Raw genomic sequence first — 20,783 nt, 5'->3', positions numbered from 1 at the left:
GCAAGAAGAATCAAGACTTAGTTTAAGTTGTTATGATAAAATTAATTATTATTCATTTTTGTCTAACATAGATATGAGTCTAGCGAAATATCAGGAACTATTAGCGCCCATTTATCAGTTTTTACAGTGTGAAACTCCCGATGAATGGATCACTGAAGCCAAAAAAGCAGAAAACTTACCTGTTTTATTACTCGATCATTTAATTTGTGAATTAAAAGCTGGGCAAACGGCTATGTGGTTAATTCGTAAATATGCCGCAGACAAAAAAAGTGGCGAAGCCTTACTTGAATGGTTTCAGCCTTATGAGAAGTTTGTCTATAAAAAAGAAGGTTCGCTTGAATCCTTGGCTGAACATTACAAATTAAGTAAAGAAATTGTGCCAAAGAGTGACTCTAATTTTGGCCAAGACTTAATTGATAAAATGGTATTGCTAATTAAAGAAGAGCTTCATCATTTTTACCAAGTATTAGAGATCATGGTTGCTCGTGGTATTGATTATGAAAATATTACGGCAAGCCGTTACGCTAAAGGCATGATGACCCATGTGCGTACCCACGAGCCTGCAATATTAGTCGATAAGCTAATATGTGGCGCTTATATAGAAGCCCGTTCCTGTGAGCGTTTTGCAAAACTAGCCCCACACCTAGATGAGGAGCTGTGTAAATTTTATATTTCCTTGCTTCGCTCAGAAGCGCGTCATTATGAAGATTATCTGGCCCTTGCAGAGCAAGTTGCCGGAGAAGATATTTCCGATCGCGTAAAGTTTTTCGGTGAAATAGAAGCCGAGCTTATTTCATCACCGGATGATGATTTTAAATTTCACAGTGGAAAACCAAAAGAGCGCAGTTAGCGCTCTTTTTGATTGTGTTACATTTTATAAAGGCTCACTAATCAGTTTAATGCCTTGTTGTGATGCCTCGATATACCATAAATCAGTATACCAATCGCCAAGTACATAGCGCGTTTTATTATTATCATACTTATGCACATTAGGGCGGTGAGTGTGGCCGTGGATCATCTGGCTGACGTTAAATTTAGTAAAGGTGTCACTCACAGCTTGCTCGTTAACATCCATAATGGCCTGTGACTTCATTTTTTTTGATTGATTGCTGTGAGCACGAATCTTAGCCGCTTTTTTTTGGCGAAAACTGAGTGGTAAGTTAAGCATTAATGTTTGCCACCACCAAGAGCGACTCTTTTTACGGAATTTTTGGTATTCGATATCGTCGGTGCAGAGCTCATCGCCATGACAAACTAGCGTTGGCGTGCCGTATAAATTAATGATTGTTTGCTCTGGCAGGAGCGTCATATTGCAGGCTTTGGCGTAGCGCTTTTTAATTAAAAAGTCGCGATTACCATGGGTAAAATAGAGTTTTACCCCTGCCTGACTCAACTCGTTTAATTCATTGGCAACTTTTTGATTGAGTGCTGTATGATTGTCATCGCCAATCCAGGCTTCAAAAAAGTCACCCAAAATATACAGGGCATCTACTGATTTTGCGTTCTGCTTTAAATTATCTATAAAGTTAAAAAAGCCTTGATTGATCAAGGAGGTGTCGTCGCTTAAGTGCAGATCTGCAATAAAGTAGGTTTTATTCATAATAGATAAGAATTTGCCCCAGTTACCCGAGGCAAATATGCTTATTAAGCGTCGATAGTTGCGCTTTCAATCACAACTGAATCAAGTGGAACGTCTTGGTGGAAACCATAGCTACCTGTTGGTACTGCTTTGATTTTCTCTACGATGTCCATGCCTTCAACAATCTCGCCAAATACACAGTAACCCCAACCTTGCGATGTTTCGCTAGTGAAGTTTAAGAAGTCATTGTTGTTCACATTAATGAAAAACTGTGCTGTTGCTGAGTGTGGATCTGGCGTACGCGCCATTGCAATCGTACCTACTTTATTTTCTAGGCCGTTATTTGCTTCGTTTTCAATTGGTGCTTGAACGTCTTTTTGTTCCATATCAGCAGTGAAACCACCACCTTGAACCATAAAGCCGTCAATAACACGGTGGAAGATAGTACCGTCGTAAAAACCCGATTTTACGTAGTTAATAAAGTTTTCTACTGTTTTCGGTGCTTTTTCTGCATTTAAAGCGATTTTTATGTCGCCAAAATTGGTTTTAATAGTAACCATGTTTATTCCAACTGTTAGTTTTTAATAAGTGTCAGGCTATTTTATAAAATATCTGGTAATAGAACAAAGAAAGATTTATCCGTTAACCACAACCATGTTAAAATGCCGCTTTAGTATGCGCAAACATAGAGGAAATTATAAATGTTGCAGATTTACAACACACTTACACGACAAAAAGAAGCCTTTAAACCACTTGTAGCTGGCAAAGTAGGCATGTATGTGTGTGGTATCACCATTTATGATTACTGTCACGTTGGTCATGCACGCACCTATGTGTCGTTTGATGTGATGAATCGTTTTCTTCGCCACAGTGGCTTTGATGTTACTTATGTACGTAATATCACAGACGTTGATGATAAAATTATTAAACGTGCAAACGAAAATGGCGAAGCAATTGATGCGCTAACCGTACGTATGACCAAAGCGATGCACGAAGATTTTGATGCGCTGAATATGTTGCCAGCTGATATCGAGCCAACAGTAACCGGTCATATGGATGAAATCATTGAGATGATTGAACGTTTGATTGAAAAAAAGCATGCCTATGTAGCAAGCAACGGTGATGTGCTTTTCGATGTATCAACCTTTGAGCAGTACGGTTCACTGTCGCAACAAGATTTAGATATGTTGCAAGCAGGCGCGCGCGTAGACGTTGCTGAAGGCAAAGACGATCCACTTGATTTTGTTCTTTGGAAAAAAGCCAAAGTAGACGAACCATCATGGTCAAGTCCGTGGGGTGAAGGCCGCCCAGGTTGGCATATTGAGTGTTCAGCAATGAGCAACAAGCATTTAGGCGCGCATTTTGATATTCACGGTGGTGGGTCAGATTTACAATTCCCTCACCATGAGAATGAAATTGCCCAGTCATGCTGCGCTACCGGTGAAAAGTATGTGAATACGTGGATCCACACTGGCATGGTACAAGTAAATAAAGAAAAAATGTCTAAGTCGTTAGGCAACTTCTTTACTTTGCGTGATGTATTGAAAGAGTATGATCGTGAATCGGTACGCTTTTTCTTAATTAACGGTCATTATCGTAGCCAGCTAAATTACTCAACCGAGAATTTAGAACAAGCGCGTGCAGCAATGGAGCGTATCTATACTGCACTTCGTGGTGTTGAAGTGGTCGAAACATCACTTGAAAATGACTATGTGGCACGCTTCAACACTGCGATGAATGATGATTTCAATACGCCTGAAGCATTGCCTGTTATTTTTGAACTGGCAAAAGAAATTAACCGTTTAAAAGATGAAGATGCGAACCAAGCGGGTCAACTTGCATTTATTCTTAAAGCACTCGGTGAAATTTTAGGCATCGCACAGCAAGATCCTGAAAGCTTTTTGCAAGGTGAACAAGCCGATGATGAAGTAGCAGAAATTGAAGCGCTGATTTTACAGCGTAATCAAGCACGTGCTGACAAAAACTGGGCACTAGCAGATGAAGCGCGCGATAAGCTAACCGCTATGGGTGTTGTGCTAGAGGATAGTGCAGGCAAAACAACGTGGCGTAAAGCTTAACTTTATAAGTTTGAACAATAAAAAAGGTTGCTACGGCAACCTTTTTTATTGGGATTAGAACTCTAAACTCTAGCTGTGATATGTCTCACATGCTTCAAGCGTGTTAGCAATTAAGCTCGCCACTGTCATTGGGCCAACACCACCTGGTACAGGGGTAATAAAGCTCGCGTTTTCAGCTGCAACATCATATGCCACATCACCCACTAGTTGACCTGACTCTAAACGGTTAATACCTACATCAATAACGATGGCACCTTTTTTAATCCACTCACCAGGAATAAATTCAGCTTTACCTACAGCCACAACAACTAAGTCAGCACGGCGAACGTGCTCTTCAAGGTTTTTAGTAAACTTATGACAAACCGTTGTTGTACAACCAGCAAGTAACAGTTCTAACGCCATTGGGCGACCTACAATATTAGATGCACCAACAACCACTGCGTCCATACCTTTGTATTTAACACCAGTTGAATCAAGCAATGTGATAATACCTTTAGGTGTACACGGACGAAGTGCAGGCATACGCTGTGCTAATCGACCTACGTTATAAGGGTGGAAGCCATCAACATCTTTATGTGGTGTAATTCTTTCTAAGATTTGCTCTGCATCTAAACCTTCAGGTAACGGTAGCTGTACTAAGATACCGTCAACTTCTGAATCATTGTTTAGCTGTTCTACTAAATCGAGTAGTTGCTGTTGTGTTGCATCACCAGGTAAATCGAACGACTTAGACACAAAACCCACTTCTTCACATGCTTTACGTTTTGAGCCAACATAAACTTGACTAGCAGGATCTTGACCTACTAACACAACCGCTAGGCCGGGGGCGCGTAGTCCTTGTGCTTTACGTTCTGCTACACGTTCTGCAACAGATGTTCTAACTTGTTTTGCAATTGCTTTGCCGTCAATGATGTTTGCTGACATTAAAAAACCTACATATAAGATACTAAAGTGTGGAGTGGGGCGCATTTTCTCATGAATTTAAACAATAGCCAACAGGTGTTAGCGGACAAATGTCCGATATGTTTGATTATCTTTTATGCGTTAAAGTCATACTTTTAACAAAATGTGAACACTTAGGGTTAAATTTAACCAGTTGAACAGTTTTTTCAAAAAAAAGGTTTGACGGGGCAAGGTCAAATCACTATTATGCACCCCGTTGTTTACGAGCACTCACATGAATGTTCAAAACAGTCGGCGTTTAGCGCAGCTTGGTAGCGCACTTGGTTTGGGTCCAAGGGGTCGCAGGTTCAAATCCTGCAACGCCGACCACTTTTTTATAAAGGGTTTCTGCACGTAAGGTGTGGTTCGAAATGCGCCCGTAGCTCAGCCGGATAGAGCAACGGCCTTCTAAGCCGTCGGTCGAAGGTTCGAATCCTTCCGGGTGCGCCATTTTATAAAAGTAAACAACGCACTGCATAAAGTAGTGGCGGCTGTAGCTCAGTTGGTAGAGCCCTGGATTGTGATTCCGGTTGTCGCGAGTTCAAGTCTCGTCAGTCGCCCCATCTTACTTTAGTACTGTTTCGGCGTTTAGCGCAGCTTGGTAGCGCACTTGGTTTGGGTCCAAGGGGTCGCAGGTTCAAATCCTGCAACGCCGACCATTTTACAGTACACACATCTTATAGTCGGCGTTTAGCGCAGCTTGGTAGCGCACTTGGTTTGGGTCCAAGGGGTCGCAGGTTCAAATCCTGCAACGCCGACCACTTTATCTCCCTAAAAAATCTTTCATTTTGCTTCAAAATTCATCGAAATTATCCGTGTTTTTATCCATTTTCATTAATTTCACTAGTATGCTCGACTATCTCAATTATTGCGTTATAATGCCGCGTCTAAAGTTTAACTTGAAACGCTTCATACCAATCTGATAAGCAAATTTGACGGTTTGATTATCAGATTGGTATTAGGGTTATTCCACAGTGAGCAATAAAGCGATACACACTCTTTTTTGCACATGTCACTGGGTAAAGGAAGGCGTAAAAACGCCATATTTAAAAGATTGAGGTAAAACATGCAAGTTTCTGTTGAGACTACTCAAGGCCTAGAGCGCCGCATTACAATCACTGTTCCAGCTGAGAACATTGATACAGAAGTTAAAAAACGCTTACAACAACTTTCAAAAACACAGCGTATCGATGGTTTCCGTCCAGGCAAGGTTCCTGTGTCTATCATCAATAAGCGTTACGGTGCAGCAGTACGTCAAGAAGTTGCTGGTGATCTTATGCAACGTCAGTACATTGATGCGGTAATCGCTGAGAAACTAAACCCAGCTGGCGCGCCTTCATTCGAGCCAAAAACGCTTGAAGCTGGTAAAGACCTAGAATTCTCTGCAACTTTTGAAGTTTACCCAGAAGTTGAAATCAAAGATTTAGAAAAAATCTCAGTAGAGAAGCCAGTTGCAGAAGTAACTGACGCAGATCTTGAAAACATGCTTGTAACACTTCGCAAGCAGCACGCTACTTGGGTTGAAACTGAAGAAGCAGCTGCAGCAGAAAGCCGTGTAACAATCGATTTCGTAGGCACTATCGACGGTGAAGAGTTTGAAGGCGGTAAAGCTGAAAACTTCCCACTAGAACTTGGTCAAGGTCGTATGATCCCAGGTTTCGAAGACGGCATCGTTGGTAAGAAAGCGGGCGAAGAAGTTGTTGTTGACGTAACTTTCCCTGAAGAATATCACGCAGAAAACCTTAAAGGTAAGCCTGCTCAGTTCACTATCACTGTAAACAAAGTTGAAGTTCAAGAGCTTCCTGAACTTACAGATGAATTCGCAGTAACATTCGGTGTTGCAGAAGGCGGTTTAGACGCACTTAAAGAAGAAGTGAAGAAAAACATGAGCCGTGAACTTGACCAAGCTGTTAAAGCACAGGTTAAAGATCAGGTAATCAAAGGTCTTCTTGAAACTAACGAAATCGAAGCGCCTAAAGCACTTATCGGTCAAGAAATCGACGTACTTCGTCAGCAAGCGGCACAACGTTTTGGCGGCGACGCTAAAAACATGCCTGAGCTTCCAGCTGAGCTATTCCAAGAGCAAGCAGCGACTCGCGTAAAGACTGGCCTACTTTTAGGTGAAGTAATCAAGTCAAACGAGATCAAAGCAGACGACGCTAAAGTTGAAGAGCTAATCGCTACTATGGCTTCAGCATACGAAGATCCGACTGAAGTTGTTGAGTACTACAAGTCAAACGAGCAACTTATGCAACAGATGCGTAATGTAGCGCTTGAAGAAGCTGCAATTGATTCAGTACTTGCAAAAGCAACTGTTTCAGAAGTAGCAAAAGGCTTTGACGACATCATGAATCCACAAGCTGCGCAATAAGTCATTGACTTAAACGTTAGCTAACGATTAAATGGCTCGTGTATCTCTGCAAAATTTGCAGTTTGTACCGGGCCATTTTTATTGCCGGTAATCTGATAATCAGTTGGAATGTTAATTCCGCATAGTTTCAGCGTCATATGTTAACAAAATTACGTTTGGACTTTGTTAGCACAAAAGGAAAGTATTAATAATGTTAAATAACCCAGTCGATCCTTTAAATGCATTAGTGCCTATGGTAGTTGAGCAAACTGCTAAAGGTGAGCGCTCATACGACATCTATTCGCGATTATTAAAAGAACGTGTTATCTTTCTAACAGGTCAAGTTGAAGACAATATGGCTAACTTAATTGTGGCTCAATTATTGTTTTTAGAATCAGAAAACCCTGAAAAAGACATTTTTATTTATATTAACTCGCCAGGTGGCTCGGTTACTGCGGGTATGGCAATTTACGACACCATGAAGTTTATCAAGCCAAATATCAGTACGGTATGTATTGGTCAAGCGGCAAGCATGGGCGCATTTTTGTTATCTGGTGGTACTAAAGGCAAACGTTTCTGTTTACCAAATTCTCGTGTGATGATTCACCAACCACTGGGTGGCTTCCAAGGTCAGGCATCTGATTTTGAAATTCATGCTAAAGAAATTTTATCAATCAAAGATAAACTAAATAGATTAATGGCCGAGCACACTGGACAGCCGTTAGAAGTTGTATCGAACGATACAGATCGTGACAACTTTATGAGTGCTCAGCAAGCAGTTGACTACGGCTTAGTTGACGGCATACTTTCACAGCGAGATTAATTTAGCGTTGCTAATAAACCTTTGCCATAATGGTAAAGAAGCTCGTTGTAAACAAACGCCTTTTATTTAGGTAAAATAAAAAGGTCGGGAAGAATATTAAGAGGTAGCTTAATGTCTGAAAATCGGAGTGACGGCGATAAGAGCGGAAAATTACTCTACTGCTCATTTTGTGGTAAAAGCCAGCACGAAGTTCGTAAACTTATCGCAGGACCATCAGTGTATATCTGTGATGAGTGTGTTGAACTGTGTAATGACATTATTCGTGAAGAAATAAAAGATATTGCGCCAGCACAAGCTAGCCAAGATCGCTTACCAACACCAAAAGAAATTCGCAGTAACTTAGATGACTATGTAATTGGTCAAGAGCATGCGAAGAAAGTACTTTCGGTTGCAGTATACAATCACTACAAACGTTTACGTCATTTAACTGGCAAAAACCCTGTAGAGCTAGGTAAAAGTAATATTTTGCTTATCGGTCCAACAGGTAGTGGTAAAACATTGCTTGCTGAAACCATGGCTAAGCTACTTGATGTACCATTTACGATGGCAGATGCAACTACGTTAACTGAAGCAGGTTACGTGGGTGAAGATGTTGAAAACATCATTCAAAAGCTGCTACAGAAATGCGATTACGATGTTGAAAAAGCGCAGCGTGGTATTGTTTATATTGATGAAATTGACAAAATTTCACGTAAAGCAGACAACCCATCGATTACCCGTGATGTATCGGGTGAAGGTGTGCAGCAAGCATTACTTAAGCTAATTGAAGGTACGGTTGCGTCAGTTCCACCACAAGGTGGCCGTAAGCATCCACAGCAAGAGTTTCTACAAGTAGACACTTCTAAAATCTTATTTATCTGTGGTGGCGCATTTGCAGGCCTAGATAAAGTGATTGAAGCGCGTGGTAGCAAAAATACCGGTATTGGCTTTGGTGTCGATGTAAAATCAAGCGACTCAAAACGTTCACTTACGGAAGCGTTCCAAGACGTTGAACCAGAAGACTTGGTTAAATATGGTCTTATTCCTGAGTTTATTGGTCGTCTGCCTGTTGTTGCAACACTAGGCGAGCTTGACGAGGCTGCACTTGTGCAAATCTTAAGTGAGCCGAAAAACGCATTAACCAAGCAATATGGTTCATTGTTTGAAATGGAAAACGTTGAGCTAGAATTCCGCGAAGACGCACTTAAAGCGATTGCGCATAAAGCAATGGAGCGCAAAACAGGTGCACGGGGACTACGTTCAATTGTTGAAGGTGTGCTGCTTGATACTATGTACGAGTTACCATCAATGGATGAAGTATCAAAAGTCGTAATCGATGAAACAGTAATCAAAGGTGAGTCAGACCCGATTCTGATTTACGAGAATGCAACGCCTGATAAAGCAGTATCAGAATAGTTGTTTGATTATTGAACGAAAAAGGGGCCAAATGGCTCCTTTTTTTATAAAAGCATTGATCTCTTGATTAACTATCCCCATATTCACAAATAATCTAAAAATTTATAATTTGCTGACTAAACTGAATACAGTTTAAAAAAGCTAAAGTTACCAGTTTTACGCAAGGAACAAGTATGACCCTTGAACGTACCGATACGATTGAAATTCCAGTTCTCGCACTACGCGATGTAGTTGTGTATCCACACATGGTTATTCCGCTCTTTGTTGGCCGTGAAAAGTCAATAAAATGCTTAGAAGCCGCAATGGATAACGATAAGCAAGTGTTGCTTGTTGCACAAAAAGACTCAAATATTGATGAGCCAGAAGCGTCAGATATTTATGAAGTAGGCACAGTTGCCACTATTTTACAGTTATTAAAACTGCCGGACGGTACAGTAAAAGTACTTGTTGAAGGTACGCAACGTGCTGTAGTAAAAGAATTTGTAAGCACTGATGAGTTTTTTGTTGCGACAGCTGAGTTTTTAGAATCAACTGAAATCCCAGAAGCTGAGCAAGATGTATTTATGCGCAGCGCTGTAAGCCAGTTTGAAGGCTACGTTAAGCTAAACAAAAAGATTGCGCCAGAAGTATTGAGCTCAGTGCAAGGCATTGAAGAAACAGCGCGCCTAGCTGATACCATGGCTGCACATATGCCGCTTAAAGTTTCTGAAAAGCAAAAAGCGCTCGAATATGCAGATGTAAAAGAGCGTTTAGAGTTTTTAATGGCGTTGATGGAAGGCGAAATTGACTTATTGCAAGTTGAGAAGAAGATTCGTTCACGCGTTAAAAAGCAAATGGAAAAAAGCCAGCGTGAGTATTACCTCAATGAGCAGATGAAAGCGATTCAAAAAGAATTAGGTGACATGGATGATGTACCTGATGAGTTTGAAGGCTTAACCAAAAAAATTGAAGAAGCGGCAATGCCGGCAGAAGCAGAAGAAAAGACCAAGTCTGAGCTAAATAAGCTGAAGATGATGTCACCAATGTCTGCTGAGGCGACAGTGGTACGCACTTATATCGATACTATGATCGGTGTACCTTGGAAAAAACGCTCTAAGGTGAAAAAAGATCTTGCAAAAGCAGAAGAGATTTTAGATGCCGATCACTATGGCCTTGATAAAGTGAAAGAACGCATTATTGAGTATCTTGCAGTTCAACACCGCACCAATAAGCTAAAAGGCCCAATTTTATGTCTAGTAGGTCCTCCTGGTGTTGGTAAAACGTCACTAGGCCAATCAATTGCTCGCTCAACAGGCCGTAAGTACGTGCGTATGGCACTCGGTGGCGTGCGTGACGAAGCTGAAATTCGCGGTCACCGCCGTACTTATATTGGCTCTATGCCGGGTAAAATCGTACAGAATATGTCGAAAGTAGGCGTTAAAAACCCGTTATTCCTATTAGATGAAATTGATAAGATGTCATCTGATATGCGTGGTGATCCGTCATCAGCATTATTAGAAGTACTTGATCCTGAACAAAATACGAGCTTTAACGACCATTACTTAGAAGTTGACTACGATTTAAGCGATGTTATGTTTGTGGCAACGTCAAACAGCTTCAATATTCCAGGTCCACTACTGGATCGTATGGAAGTTATTCGTCTTTCTGGTTACACCGAAGATGAAAAGCTGAATATCTCGATTCGTCATTTAATTCCAAAGCAAATAAAGCGCAATGGATTAAAAGAGTCTGAAATATCAATTGAAGATAGCGCAATTATCGGCATTATTCGTTACTACACCCGTGAAGCGGGTGTGCGTAGCTTAGAGCGCGAAATTTCAAAGCTGTGTCGTAAGGCAGTTAAGAACATCTTACTTGATAAGTCGCTGAAACAAGTCGTAATCAATGAAGACAACCTTGAAGACTATCTCGGCGTTAAGCGTCATGATTACGGCAAAGCGGAAGATAGCAATAAAGTTGGCCAGGTAACCGGTCTCGCGTGGACTGAAGTAGGCGGTGATTTGCTGACTATCGAATGTGCGTCAATGGCGGGTAAAGGTAAGCTTAACTACACAGGTTCACTTGGCGATGTAATGCAAGAGTCGATTCAAGCGGCAATGACAGTAGTACGTAGCCGTGCAGAAGCGCTGCGCATTAATGAAGATTTCTACGAAAAACGCGATATTCACGTTCACGTACCAGAAGGTGCGACACCAAAAGATGGCCCAAGTGCGGGTATTGCAATGGTGACAGGACTTGTATCGAGCTTAACGGGCAATCCAGTGCGCTCAGAAGTGGCGATGACAGGTGAAATCACCTTACGCGGTGAAGTATTGCCAATTGGCGGCTTAAAAGAAAAGCTGTTGGCGGCACACCGTGGTGGCATTAAGACCGTGATTATTCCAAAAGAGAATGAGCGCGACTTAAAAGAGATCCCAGAAAACGTAATGGAAGGGCTTTCTATCCACCCTGTTAAGCGAATTGAAGAGGTACTTGAACTCGCTTTAGCCGAGCCAATTGCTAGTTTTTCAATCGAAACGGCAAAAAATTAAAAAAATTCATCAAAAACCGTCGAAAAGGGCTTTTCAAATAAAATGTCTGTGCTAATTTAGGCACTGTAATTTTGCTAGCCCTTTAAATACGGTGATTAGCGCGAATTTTTATTGTTAATTTAACGCATTATTTTGGTGCATTAACTTAGCCTTTGTGTGGTCTTATACCACGATTAAATAATAACAATGGAAGGGGATGATATAGTGAACAAGTCTCAACTAGTTGATCAAATCGCAACAGATGCAGATATTTCTAAAGCAGCGGCAGGCCGTGCGTTAGATTCATTTATCGAATCAGTAACAGGTGCACTAAAAGACGGTGATTCTGTTGCATTAGTAGGTTTTGGTACTTTCTCAGTACGTGAGCGTGCTGCTCGTACAGGTCGTAACCCACAAACTGGTGAATCAATTGAGATTGCTGCTGCAAATATTCCATCTTTTAAAGCGGGTAAAGCGCTAAAAGACGCAGTAAACTAATTGACTGTAGAAGGCTAAACTTGCCAATTTCAAAATAACCTTTGAAACAGCAATTTTAATCTTCAAGTAAAAAGGCGCATCTGCTAAGATGCGCTTTTTACATATATAGCGTCCTGTAATTTCAGTCTGAAATTGACACTGAAACAGAATAAAAGAGAAAAACAATGCTAGAGAGAATTAGAGAAGGCTCACAAGGTGCTACGGCAAAAGTCATTTTAACCTTAGTGATTTTATCATTTGCTCTTGCCGGTATTGGTAGTTATTTAGGTCAACCTACGGAAACGCCTGTTGCAACTGTCAATGGCAAGGAAATTAGCCAGATGAGCTTTGCTCGTGCTTACGAGAATGAACGCAGTCGTCTAGAGCAGCAATTTGGTGAATATTTTTCACAAATCGCGTCAGACCCTGCATATGTTGCACGTATGCGTGAAAACGTAATGCAACGCCTAGTACAACAAGAACTACAAATGCAACTTGCACAAGAACTAGGCCTGCGTGTAAGCGACGAAGCAATCAAAAAAGAAATCCGCAATATTCCAGCATTTCAAGTTGCTGGTCAGTTTAATAATGATCGCTACCTTCAAGTAATTCGCCAAATGAACTATCAGCCAGATGGTTTCCGTGATTACTTACGTAAAGAAATGACGCTAAACCAATTAGCGACAGCGTTAATTGCAACTGACTTCACGTTAGATAATGAGCTTGAGAGCGCGGTAAAACTACAAAACCAATTACGTGATATTGAAACTGTGACGTTAAGCGCTGCAAACTTCAAATCAGACGTAGCGGTTTCAGAAGACGAAATTAAAGAATACTATCAGCTTAATCAAAACCAGTTTATGGCTCCTGAAATGGTGGCATTAGAGTACATTGAGTTAAAAGGTTCAGAGCTACCACTTGAAGAGGCGGTAACAGACGCTGAAGTAGCAGCTAATTACGAAGAAAACAAGGCACTATACATGGAGCCTGAGCGTCGTCGTGTGGCACATATTCTTGTTGAGAACTTAGAAGACGATGCAGCTGCTCAAGCAAAAGCGGAAGAAATTTTAGCTGAGTTACAAAACGGTGCTGATTTTGCAAAGCTAGCTGAAGAAAAGTCAGATGATTTAGTTAGTGCAGAGCTAGGTGGTGATCTTGATTGGATCGACCGCGATATGATGGACCCTGAGTTTGAAACAGCAGCGTTCGCGCTTGAAAGCGTAGGCGATATTTCTGAAATCGTAAAAACAGAATTCGGTTACCACATCATTAAACTAACAGATTACGAGCCAGAGCAAGTAAAAGAACTTGCTGAAGTATCTGCAGATATCAAAGCGCAGTTAGAACTTGATAAACGTTTAAATCAATTTTATGAAGTACAAACACGTGTTGCAGATCTTGCATTTGAAGTTGCAGATAGCTTAGCAGATGCAGCAGAAGTTGCAGGTGTTGAAGTTAAGAGCACTGAGTTATTCTCTCGTAATAACGCACCAGCGCCACTTAACAACCCTAATGTGTTAAATACAGCATTTTCGGTAGAGATTTTAGAAGATGGTGTTAACTCTGAGCTGATTGAAATTGCTGATGAACACATTGTGTTTATTCGTGCAAAAGAGCATAAAGCGGCAGCGGTAAAACCACTTGAAGAAGTAACTGCGGGTATTCAGCTAACACTTGAGAACCAAAAAGCGAGCGAACTTGCAAAATCTAAAGCACAAGAGCTATTCGCAAGCCTACAAGCAGGTACTGCACTTAGCGAAATCGCAACACAAGCAAATTCTGAAGTGGTTGCGACTGAAGCGGTAACGCGCCAGTCGTTTGCACCATCGTATGAAGTAGTTCAAGCAGCATTTAAAATGCCAACACCAAGTGATGCGCAAAGTGCTGAGTTAGTGACGCTTGGTAACGGTGATGTTAGCTTAGTTGTGTTAAATAAAGTGTATGACGCGCCAGCGGCAGAAATTAACGACCAACTACGTGATGGCATTGCACGCCAGCAAATGAATAAACACTATGAGAGCTTTATCGAAGCGTTAAAAGACGATGCTGAAGTGAAAACAGCAGCAGTTGAAACGCAAGAGCCAAACTTATAATGTTTCGCAATTAAAAAAGCGCCTAAGGGCGCTTTTTTTATGTCTTTAATTAATGCTTCTTTAGTTACTTTGAGCGTTGCTTAGTTAGCGAGCATGCGTTCAGCCAACTTAGTTTGTGGCTTGGCAAAGACTTGATGTGTTTCGCCATACTCAACCACCTTGCCTTTATGAAGCAGTAACAAGCTGTCACTCATATGCTTTACTAAGCTTAAGTGGTTAGTGATAAGAATATAGCTTAACCCTGTTTCGCGTTGTAATCGCAACAAAAGGTTTACCGTTTGCGCCCGTACTGACGGGTCGAGTGAGGACAGTGCTTCATCTAACACTAAGATTTTAGGGTCGAGAATAATTGCCCGAGCAAGCGCGACACGCTGAATTTGGCCGCCAGAGAACATATGCGCGTAGTAATTGCGGTGTTCGGCAAGTAAACCTACGTTCAAAAGCGTTTGGTTAATGCGTTCTCTGCGCTGCTGTTTATCTAAGTCGGTATTTAGCACTAAAATTTCGCCCAAGATGCTACCAATGGTATTACTTGGGTTTAAGCTTTTCATGGGATCTTGGAAAATTAGGCGAATATCTTTACTGTTTTCTACACGTTTTCCGCCATCTTCAATGATTTGGCCATCTAGTAGAATTTGTCCTGAGCTTGCGGTTTCAGCGCCCGCTAAAATTTTGCCTAATGTACTTTTACCTGAACCTGTTTCACCAATGATGGCGAGGGTTTCACCTTTGCCTAAGCAAAACGATACATCAGAGACCGCATTAAACTGCTTACTTCTAAAAAGCCCTGCGCGCACATTAAAGTGTTTGTGCAGTGCTTGTACCTTAAGAATAGGTTCCATTAGCACTTTTCCTTGTCTTGATTAAGCGGAAAGTGACAGGCATAGGTGTGACCATGGCTATCTGACACCGGAGGTGTTGCCACACATTCTCGCTGAGCTTGCGGACAGCGTGGTCCAAGTCGGCAACCTATAGGAAGGTGCTGCAAGGTCGGGATTGTGCCTTTGAGCGCGTACAGCGGTGCTTTATGAGCTAAGCTTTGGTTATATTCAGGCAAACTTTTAAGTAACGCTTGTGTGTAAGGGTGTTTTGGCTTGGTAAATAATGTTTTAGTACGTCCAGCTTCTACCATTTGCCCACAATATAAAACGTGTAAGCCATGAGTCCAATCACTTAGCTCAGATAATTCGTGACTGATCATCAAAATAGACATGCTTTTGAGCTGATTTAAACTGCGTAGCAAACGAAAAATTTGTGCACGTGTTGTGCTCTCAAGCGCTGTTGTCGGCTCATCGGCAATCAGTAATTTTGGTGAGCGTGCAATTGCCATTGCAATCATCACTTTTTGACAAATACCTTCAGAAAGTTCATGGGGATAGCTGTCAAATACGTGTTCATGCTCTTTAATGCCGACTTTGTGTAGTAATGCCTTTGCGCGTTTTTTTAACAATAAGCGCTTTTGAAAAAAATGACCGTTAATTTTATCGCGCGGAATACTTTCAATCAGCTGATCGTAGATTTTCGCTGTGGGATCAAGGCAACTACTAGGTTCTTGGTAGATCATCGCGATTTCATTGCCGATTAACTGGCGACGTTTTTCACCACTTAGTCGCATTAAATCAATGCCACGCCAATGCATGCGGTCGGCTGTGATACGCCAGCGCGCATTTAATACGCCCATTAATGCTTTGGCGATTAAACTTTTGCCCGAGCCAGATTCACCAACAAGGGCATGCACTTCACCTTCTTTTAAGCTAATGCTAACGCGGTCCACCGCGCGGATCACCGTTTCGCCGGTATCTAACTCTATCGTTAAGTTACGAATATCAAGCAATTGCATTTAGCTGGCCTTACGTTTTTGCAGTGCTTGGCGCAAACCATCACCAACTAGGTTAGTAGATAAAATAGTAATAAATAGCAAGAAGCCGGGCAGGGCTACTGTCCATGGGGCAAGATAAATTAAACTTAAGTTTTCTGCCAAAATTGCGCCCCATTCAGCAGTAGGCGGTTGAGCGCCTAATTGCAAAAAGCCAAGTGCTGCGATATCCAGTATGGCAGTCGATAACGACATGGTAAAAATTAATACAATTTGCTCGTAGATATTAGGCAAAATACCTTTTAATAAAATACGCCATTTACTCGCACCGTCAAGGCGGTGAGCTATCACATAATCTTTGCTTATTTCTTGGCTAACAATATTTCGGATTGAGTGAATGTATTGCGGTAACAGTGACAGAATAATTGCCCACACTGTGTTCATTAAGCCAGGACCAAGAATTGCCACAATAATAATTGCCAACAGTAAACTTGGGATCGCCAGCGTTACATCAAGTAGGTGATTTAAAACCGAAGAACGCCAGCCTTTAGTAAGTGCTGCTAAAATGCCTAAAATGACACCAAAAAGAGTTGTTAATAATGCCGTGATGATGGCAAGACCAAAGGTCATAGTGGCACCGTTCATTAAGCGTGAAAGCAAATCACGCCCGAGGCCATCGGTTCCAAGTAAAAAGTTTACGCTACCTTGATCATCCCAAGATGGCGGTAAAATAAGCGAATTATTATGCTGCTCGTTGATACCATAAGGTGCAATAAGCGGCGCAAACATGGCAAGTACCGTTAAAAACAAAAACACCCAAAGGCCCAATAATGCAAGGTGATTCGACTTAAAGTTACGCCACAAATGGCGTAATGGCGACTTGTTTGAGTCTTCGGTAAATAACTTAAACTTTGCCATGACTTTGATTTCTCGAAACTGGGTCTAATAGGTTGTGTAAAATGTCTGCCGCAATATTCGCGATAATCACAAATAACGATACGGTTAACAAGCCACCTGAAATTGCTGGGTAATCGCGCTGATAAATACTATTAATCAGCCATTGCCCAACGCCTGGCCATGAGAAAATAACCTCAGTGATCATCGCAAGCGTAATCAGTGTACTAAACTGCAAACCAATTTGTTTAATAATTGGTAGTAGGGCATTTTTCAGCGCATGGCGGGTGATAATTTCATATCGAGTCAACCCTTTAGCGCGTGCAGTTTTAATATACGGTTTATCTAATACAGTGAGCGTAGAGTCTTTGGTAAAGCGCGTGAGTACGCTGGTTGGATAAGTTGCGAGCACTAAAGTTGGTAGCGTTAAGTGTTTAAATGCATCAATAAATGCCTGTTGTTTATAATCGATATCGCTAAGAGCAATATCAATCAAAATAAACCCAGTTGTATCAGGAATTTCATACAGTAAGCCGACACGGCCACTCATTGGCAGCCAACCTAGCTGTAAGCAAAACACCATGATTAAAATAAGCGCCAGCCAGAATATCGGGGTCGAAATACCTATCAGTGCAAATGAATTGATCGTGTAGTCGGGTAGTCGTTTGTGATACGCCGCCGACAAAATTCCCGCCGGAACACCAATAATAATCGACACAATAAGGGCATAAAATGCAAGCTCTATCGTTGCTGGGAAAAGCTCTTTAATATGCTCAAAAACCGGCTGTCCGGATGAAAAAGACGTACCCCAATCACCATGAAAAATATTAGAAATAAACTTGCCATACTGCGCAATATAACTTTTATCTAGGGCATATTTTTGGCTCAGCGCATCGCGTTCCATTGGTGTGGGTGTTTGCACACCACTTAAATTGGAAATCGCTTCACCTGGAAACAAATACGCCAATGAAAACGTAAATGCGCTTAATAACAGCAGCATAAAGAAGAATAGCGTTAGCCTTCTCGCAAGGTAGTCACGTAACATCATTGTGCTTTCCTCGCATTAGCGAGCGAAATACCACCAAATGGCGGTACTTCAACACCTGTGATGTGTGTTGATTTAGCTTGAAGGCGCAGTCCATGGGCAATTGGCAGTAAAGGTAATTCCTGAGCAACCATTTGTTGCGCAGCAAAGTAAATTTCTTTTCTCGCCTCAATATCTTCTGTGTCGTGGGCTTTTGTTAGCAGTAAATCAAACTCAGCGTTACACCAATTAGAAGGGTTCTTACCGCTAAATACTGATGCACAGCTTAAAATTGGGTTTAAAAAGTTATCGGGTTCTGGCGAGTCAGCTGCCCAGCCAATTAAAACCGAATCGTGTTGATGCAGGGTTAATCGCTCAAGGAACGTGTTCCACTCGTACTCAATAATATTCACTTTTATGCCAATTTGCTTTAATTCGCTTTGAATAAGCTCGGCCATTTTTCGGGCGTTAGGATTATAAATACGGCTTACAGGCATCGCCCACAGATCCATGGTGAAGCCATCTTTATAACCTGCGGTTTCAAGTAATGATTTTGCTAGCTCTAAGTTATAGCTAGGGTAGTTTGGTTGGGCTTGGTAGGCCCAAGATTCTGGCGGCAAAATAGATTGTGCCATATCTGCGTTATTAAAATAGACCGCTTGCAGTATTTTCTGTTTGTCGATGGCGTGAGAAATTGCGCGGCGTACTTCAACTTTATCAAATGGTGCTTTTTGCGTATTAAAGGCTAAATAGCCCACATTTAAATTTGCCAGCTTTTCAACGGCAATGTCTTCACGGTTATTTAAAACTTCGATGTGTGCGCTACTTGGGTGAGCAGCAATATCACACTCGCCAGTAAGTGCCTTAGCGATGCGGGTGTTGGAGTCTGATGTAATATCAAAAACCAATTGCTCAATCGCCACATCACTTTTCCAGTAATCTTCATTGCGATAAAAGCGCACAAAAGCATCTCGTTTAAAACGTTTATATTTATAAGGGCCTGTGCCTATAGGTAAGCGGTCGATATCTTCCAAAGACTCATTTTTACTTAGCATATCGGCATATTCTTTTGATAGCACAATGGCAAAATCGGTGGCCATGTTGGATAAAAAGCTGCTATCTGGGCTAAACAACTCAAATGTAACTTGGTACTCGCCTGTTTTAGTCACTGAGCGAAAAGACTGATCTAAACCAATACTTTGGAAATACGGATAATTACCACCGCCGACAAAATGGTAAGGGTTATAAACATCAAATAAGCGGGTAAATGTAAACACCACATCGTCTGCGTTAAGTGAGCGGCTTGGTGTAAAGTAATCGGTTTGATGAAACGCCACATCTTGGCGCAAATTAAACACCACTTTTTTGCCACCATCTTGCAATGACCAACTGGTTGCTAATTCTGGTATAAATTCACCACTGGTTGGGTCGATTGATAACAAACGGTTATAGAGTTGATGAGAGATAATGTCGATGGTTGACCCTGTGGTGGTCAACTGTGGATTAAATGCCACCGGGTTTGCTTCCGAGCAGTACACTAAGCCATTAATGGTCTTTTGCTCTTCAAAGGTGCACGCAGCAAGCAAGGTGCATGCGAAAATAGCCGACACCTTTGAGCAGTTAGTACGAAGTAATTCGAGTAATTTTGGCAAGTTACTTCTTTTTTTATCCGTTTGTGTTGTTGTGTTACAACGTTCGCGCATTGGCATCTAATAAATTGTATTTTTTTAAGTAGCCTCGCAGCTGATGGTAGGTTAACCCTAAGCTATCGGCCGTTTTTCTTTGATTATATTGGCAATACTTCAATGCGTCATTAATTAAATCAATTTCGTACTGATTTGATAATGTTTTTAAGTCACATGGAAAGTTAAATTCTGGCTTGCTGGTTACTGGCTCCTCCACAACTGGTGGCGCAACAGCATTAGTTGGCTCAATTGGAGCGACGCTGACACGGTCGTTTGTTTTAACTTTTTGTTTTGGTCTAAATGGGCTAATAAATGGGTCGAGTATAATTTCATGTACTGGTACATGTGGGTTGGCGGCGCGATAAACACTTCGTTCAACCGCATTTTTAAGTTCACGAATATTGCCTGGCCAGTGGTAATCAAGTAACGTTTCTTGTGCTTTTCGTGTAAAACCGCTGAATAACTCCCATTCAAGATCTCGCGCCATATTAATTGCAAAGTTTTCAGCTAGTAGCAAAATATCTTCTTTACGCTCTCTTAAAGGCGGCAGTGTAATCACATCAAAAGCCAAGCGGTCGAGTAAGTCGCTGCGAAACTCGCCTTGCTCAGCAAGACTGGGTAAATCCTCATTGGTTGCGCAAACTAAACGCGTATTAACGCGTACAGTGGATTTACCGCCAACACGCTCAAACTCACCATACTCAATGACACGTAATAGTTTTTCTTGAATAAGGCCTGAGGTATTAGCTAATTCATCTAAAAACAGTGTGCCACCATCAGCTCGCTCAAAACGCCCTTCATGGCGTTTGCTTGCGCCGGTAAATGCGCCCGACTCATGTCCGAATAATTCACTTTCTAGCAGGTTTTCGTTTAGTGCCGCACAATTAAGTTTTACATAATTTTGGTCCCAACGGCTTGAGAGGAAATGTAAACGTGCAGCAATCAGTTCTTTACCTGTTCCGCGCTCGCCAATTATGAGTACGGGCTTATTAAGCTGTGCTACTTGCGATACATGCTCTAATACTTCTAAAAAGCTGTTAGACTGACCTAAAAGATTGTCCTGTTGATTAGTGCGACTCATTTTTGCTAACTCTTAGTCAAATTTACTAACATCTAG

Annotated in this window: 17 protein-coding genes and 5 tRNA genes; 13 read left to right on the top strand and 9 right to left on the bottom strand. The window is 41.6% G+C overall.

The genetic code is table 11. The features are described from left to right. Positions 1-73: 73 nt before the first annotated feature. A complete protein-coding gene (locus tag ACHSBP_RS09980; RefSeq protein WP_395388748.1) occupies positions 74-850 on the top strand; it encodes a tRNA isopentenyl-2-thiomethyl-A-37 hydroxylase MiaE in 777 nt (258 codons plus the stop codon). 24 nt (positions 851-874) lie between these two features. Here the strand turns inward: ACHSBP_RS09980 and ACHSBP_RS09975 are convergent, their stop codons facing one another. Together ACHSBP_RS09975 and ACHSBP_RS09970 are read right to left on the bottom strand one after the other, a co-directional pair. Continuing rightward, positions 875-1,600, bottom strand: a complete 726-nt coding sequence (locus tag ACHSBP_RS09975; RefSeq protein ID WP_395388747.1) for a UDP-2,3-diacylglucosamine diphosphatase — start codon at positions 1,598-1,600, stop codon at positions 875-877. A gap of 44 nt (positions 1,601-1,644) precedes the next feature. Then, positions 1,645-2,139 (bottom strand): peptidylprolyl isomerase, encoded by a 495-nt coding sequence (locus tag ACHSBP_RS09970; protein ID WP_010559666.1) that lies wholly within the window; start codon positions 2,137-2,139, stop codon positions 1,645-1,647. 141 nt (positions 2,140-2,280) lie between these two features. On the opposite strand from ACHSBP_RS09970, the gene cysS reads away from it, so the two are divergent. Next, complete coding sequence (gene cysS / locus ACHSBP_RS09965) at positions 2,281-3,657, top strand: cysteine--tRNA ligase (RefSeq protein ID WP_395388746.1); 1,377 nt, start codon at positions 2,281-2,283, stop codon at positions 3,655-3,657. A 69-nt stretch (positions 3,658-3,726) separates the two neighbouring features. On the opposite strand, the gene folD is transcribed toward cysS, so the two are convergent. Beyond that, positions 3,727-4,581 (bottom strand): bifunctional methylenetetrahydrofolate dehydrogenase/methenyltetrahydrofolate cyclohydrolase FolD, encoded by an 855-nt coding sequence (folD, locus tag ACHSBP_RS09960; RefSeq protein ID WP_010559668.1) that lies wholly within the window; start codon positions 4,579-4,581, stop codon positions 3,727-3,729. Positions 4,582-4,852: 271 nt separating this feature from the next. Between folD and ACHSBP_RS09955 the strand changes: the two genes are divergently transcribed. The 11 genes from ACHSBP_RS09955 (at position 4,853) to ACHSBP_RS09905 (ending at position 14,247) form a co-directional block, all read left to right on the top strand. Beyond that, positions 4,853-4,929 (top strand) — tRNA-Pro (locus ACHSBP_RS09955). A gap of 43 nt (positions 4,930-4,972) precedes the next feature. Beyond that, positions 4,973-5,049, top strand: a tRNA-Arg gene (locus ACHSBP_RS09950). Between the two features lie 37 nt (positions 5,050-5,086). Further along, a tRNA-His gene (locus ACHSBP_RS09945) sits at positions 5,087-5,162 on the top strand. A gap of 19 nt (positions 5,163-5,181) precedes the next feature. Next, positions 5,182-5,258: transfer RNA gene (locus ACHSBP_RS09940), tRNA-Pro, on the top strand. 25 nt (positions 5,259-5,283) lie between these two features. Next, positions 5,284-5,360 (top strand) — tRNA-Pro (locus ACHSBP_RS09935). Between the two features lie 305 nt (positions 5,361-5,665). After that, positions 5,666-6,970 carry a trigger factor gene (gene tig / locus ACHSBP_RS09930; RefSeq protein ID WP_010559669.1) on the top strand — a complete coding sequence of 435 codons (1,305 nt, stop codon included), beginning with the start codon at positions 5,666-5,668 and terminating at the stop codon, positions 6,968-6,970. Positions 6,971-7,160: 190 nt separating this feature from the next. After that, the gene (clpP, locus tag ACHSBP_RS09925) at positions 7,161-7,772 is read left to right on the top strand and encodes an ATP-dependent Clp endopeptidase proteolytic subunit ClpP (protein WP_010559670.1); all 612 of its coding nucleotides are present in this window, start codon (positions 7,161-7,163) and stop codon (positions 7,770-7,772) included. Positions 7,773-7,883: 111 nt separating this feature from the next. Beyond that, positions 7,884-9,167 carry an ATP-dependent protease ATP-binding subunit ClpX gene (gene clpX / locus ACHSBP_RS09920; RefSeq protein ID WP_010559671.1) on the top strand — a complete coding sequence of 428 codons (1,284 nt, stop codon included), beginning with the start codon at positions 7,884-7,886 and terminating at the stop codon, positions 9,165-9,167. 173 nt (positions 9,168-9,340) lie between these two features. After that, a complete protein-coding gene (gene lon / locus ACHSBP_RS09915; RefSeq protein ID WP_395388744.1) occupies positions 9,341-11,698 on the top strand; it encodes an endopeptidase La in 2,358 nt (785 codons plus the stop codon). Between the two features lie 204 nt (positions 11,699-11,902). Next, the gene (gene hupB, locus ACHSBP_RS09910; RefSeq protein WP_010559673.1) at positions 11,903-12,175 is read left to right on the top strand and encodes a nucleoid-associated protein HU-beta; all 273 of its coding nucleotides are present in this window, start codon (positions 11,903-11,905) and stop codon (positions 12,173-12,175) included. 164 nt (positions 12,176-12,339) lie between these two features. Then, positions 12,340-14,247 carry a SurA N-terminal domain-containing protein gene (locus ACHSBP_RS09905; protein WP_010559674.1) on the top strand — a complete coding sequence of 636 codons (1,908 nt, stop codon included), beginning with the start codon at positions 12,340-12,342 and terminating at the stop codon, positions 14,245-14,247. Between the two features lie 80 nt (positions 14,248-14,327). Here ACHSBP_RS09905 and ACHSBP_RS09900 read toward each other — a convergent pair whose 3' ends face one another. The 6 genes from ACHSBP_RS09900 to pspF are packed head-to-tail and all read right to left on the bottom strand — an operon-like array spanning position 14,328 to position 20,747. Continuing rightward, the gene (locus ACHSBP_RS09900; protein ID WP_010559675.1) at positions 14,328-15,089 is read right to left on the bottom strand and encodes an ATP-binding cassette domain-containing protein; all 762 of its coding nucleotides are present in this window, start codon (positions 15,087-15,089) and stop codon (positions 14,328-14,330) included. Continuing rightward, the gene (locus ACHSBP_RS09895; RefSeq protein WP_010559676.1) at positions 15,089-16,087 is read right to left on the bottom strand and encodes an oligopeptide/dipeptide ABC transporter ATP-binding protein; all 999 of its coding nucleotides are present in this window, start codon (positions 16,085-16,087) and stop codon (positions 15,089-15,091) included. The genes ACHSBP_RS09900 and ACHSBP_RS09895 overlap by 1 nt, the downstream gene beginning before the upstream one ends. Further along, complete coding sequence (locus ACHSBP_RS09890) at positions 16,088-16,981, bottom strand: ABC transporter permease subunit (protein WP_010559677.1); 894 nt, start codon at positions 16,979-16,981, stop codon at positions 16,088-16,090. Beyond that, positions 16,968-18,002, bottom strand: a complete 1,035-nt coding sequence (locus tag ACHSBP_RS09885; RefSeq protein ID WP_040641959.1) for an ABC transporter permease subunit — start codon at positions 18,000-18,002, stop codon at positions 16,968-16,970. Before ACHSBP_RS09885 ends, ACHSBP_RS09890 begins: the two co-directional genes overlap by 14 nt. Further along, on the bottom strand, positions 18,002-19,684 hold the full coding sequence (locus ACHSBP_RS09880; protein WP_010559679.1) for an ABC transporter substrate-binding protein: 1,683 nt from the start codon (positions 19,682-19,684) through the stop codon (positions 18,002-18,004). Before ACHSBP_RS09880 ends, ACHSBP_RS09885 begins: the two co-directional genes overlap by 1 nt. Continuing rightward, positions 19,668-20,747: a phage shock protein operon transcriptional activator gene (gene pspF / locus ACHSBP_RS09875; protein WP_010559680.1), complete on the bottom strand. Its 1,080-nt coding sequence runs from the start codon at positions 20,745-20,747 to the stop codon at positions 19,668-19,670. Before pspF ends, ACHSBP_RS09880 begins: the two co-directional genes overlap by 17 nt. Between the last annotated feature and the right edge of the window lie 36 nt (positions 20,748-20,783).

The organism is Pseudoalteromonas sp. XMcav1-K (assembly GCF_044005875.1).
Lineage (GTDB): Bacteria > Pseudomonadota > Gammaproteobacteria > Enterobacterales > Alteromonadaceae > Pseudoalteromonas > Pseudoalteromonas spongiae.
This window is presented reverse-complemented; position numbering and strand designations above follow the sequence as displayed.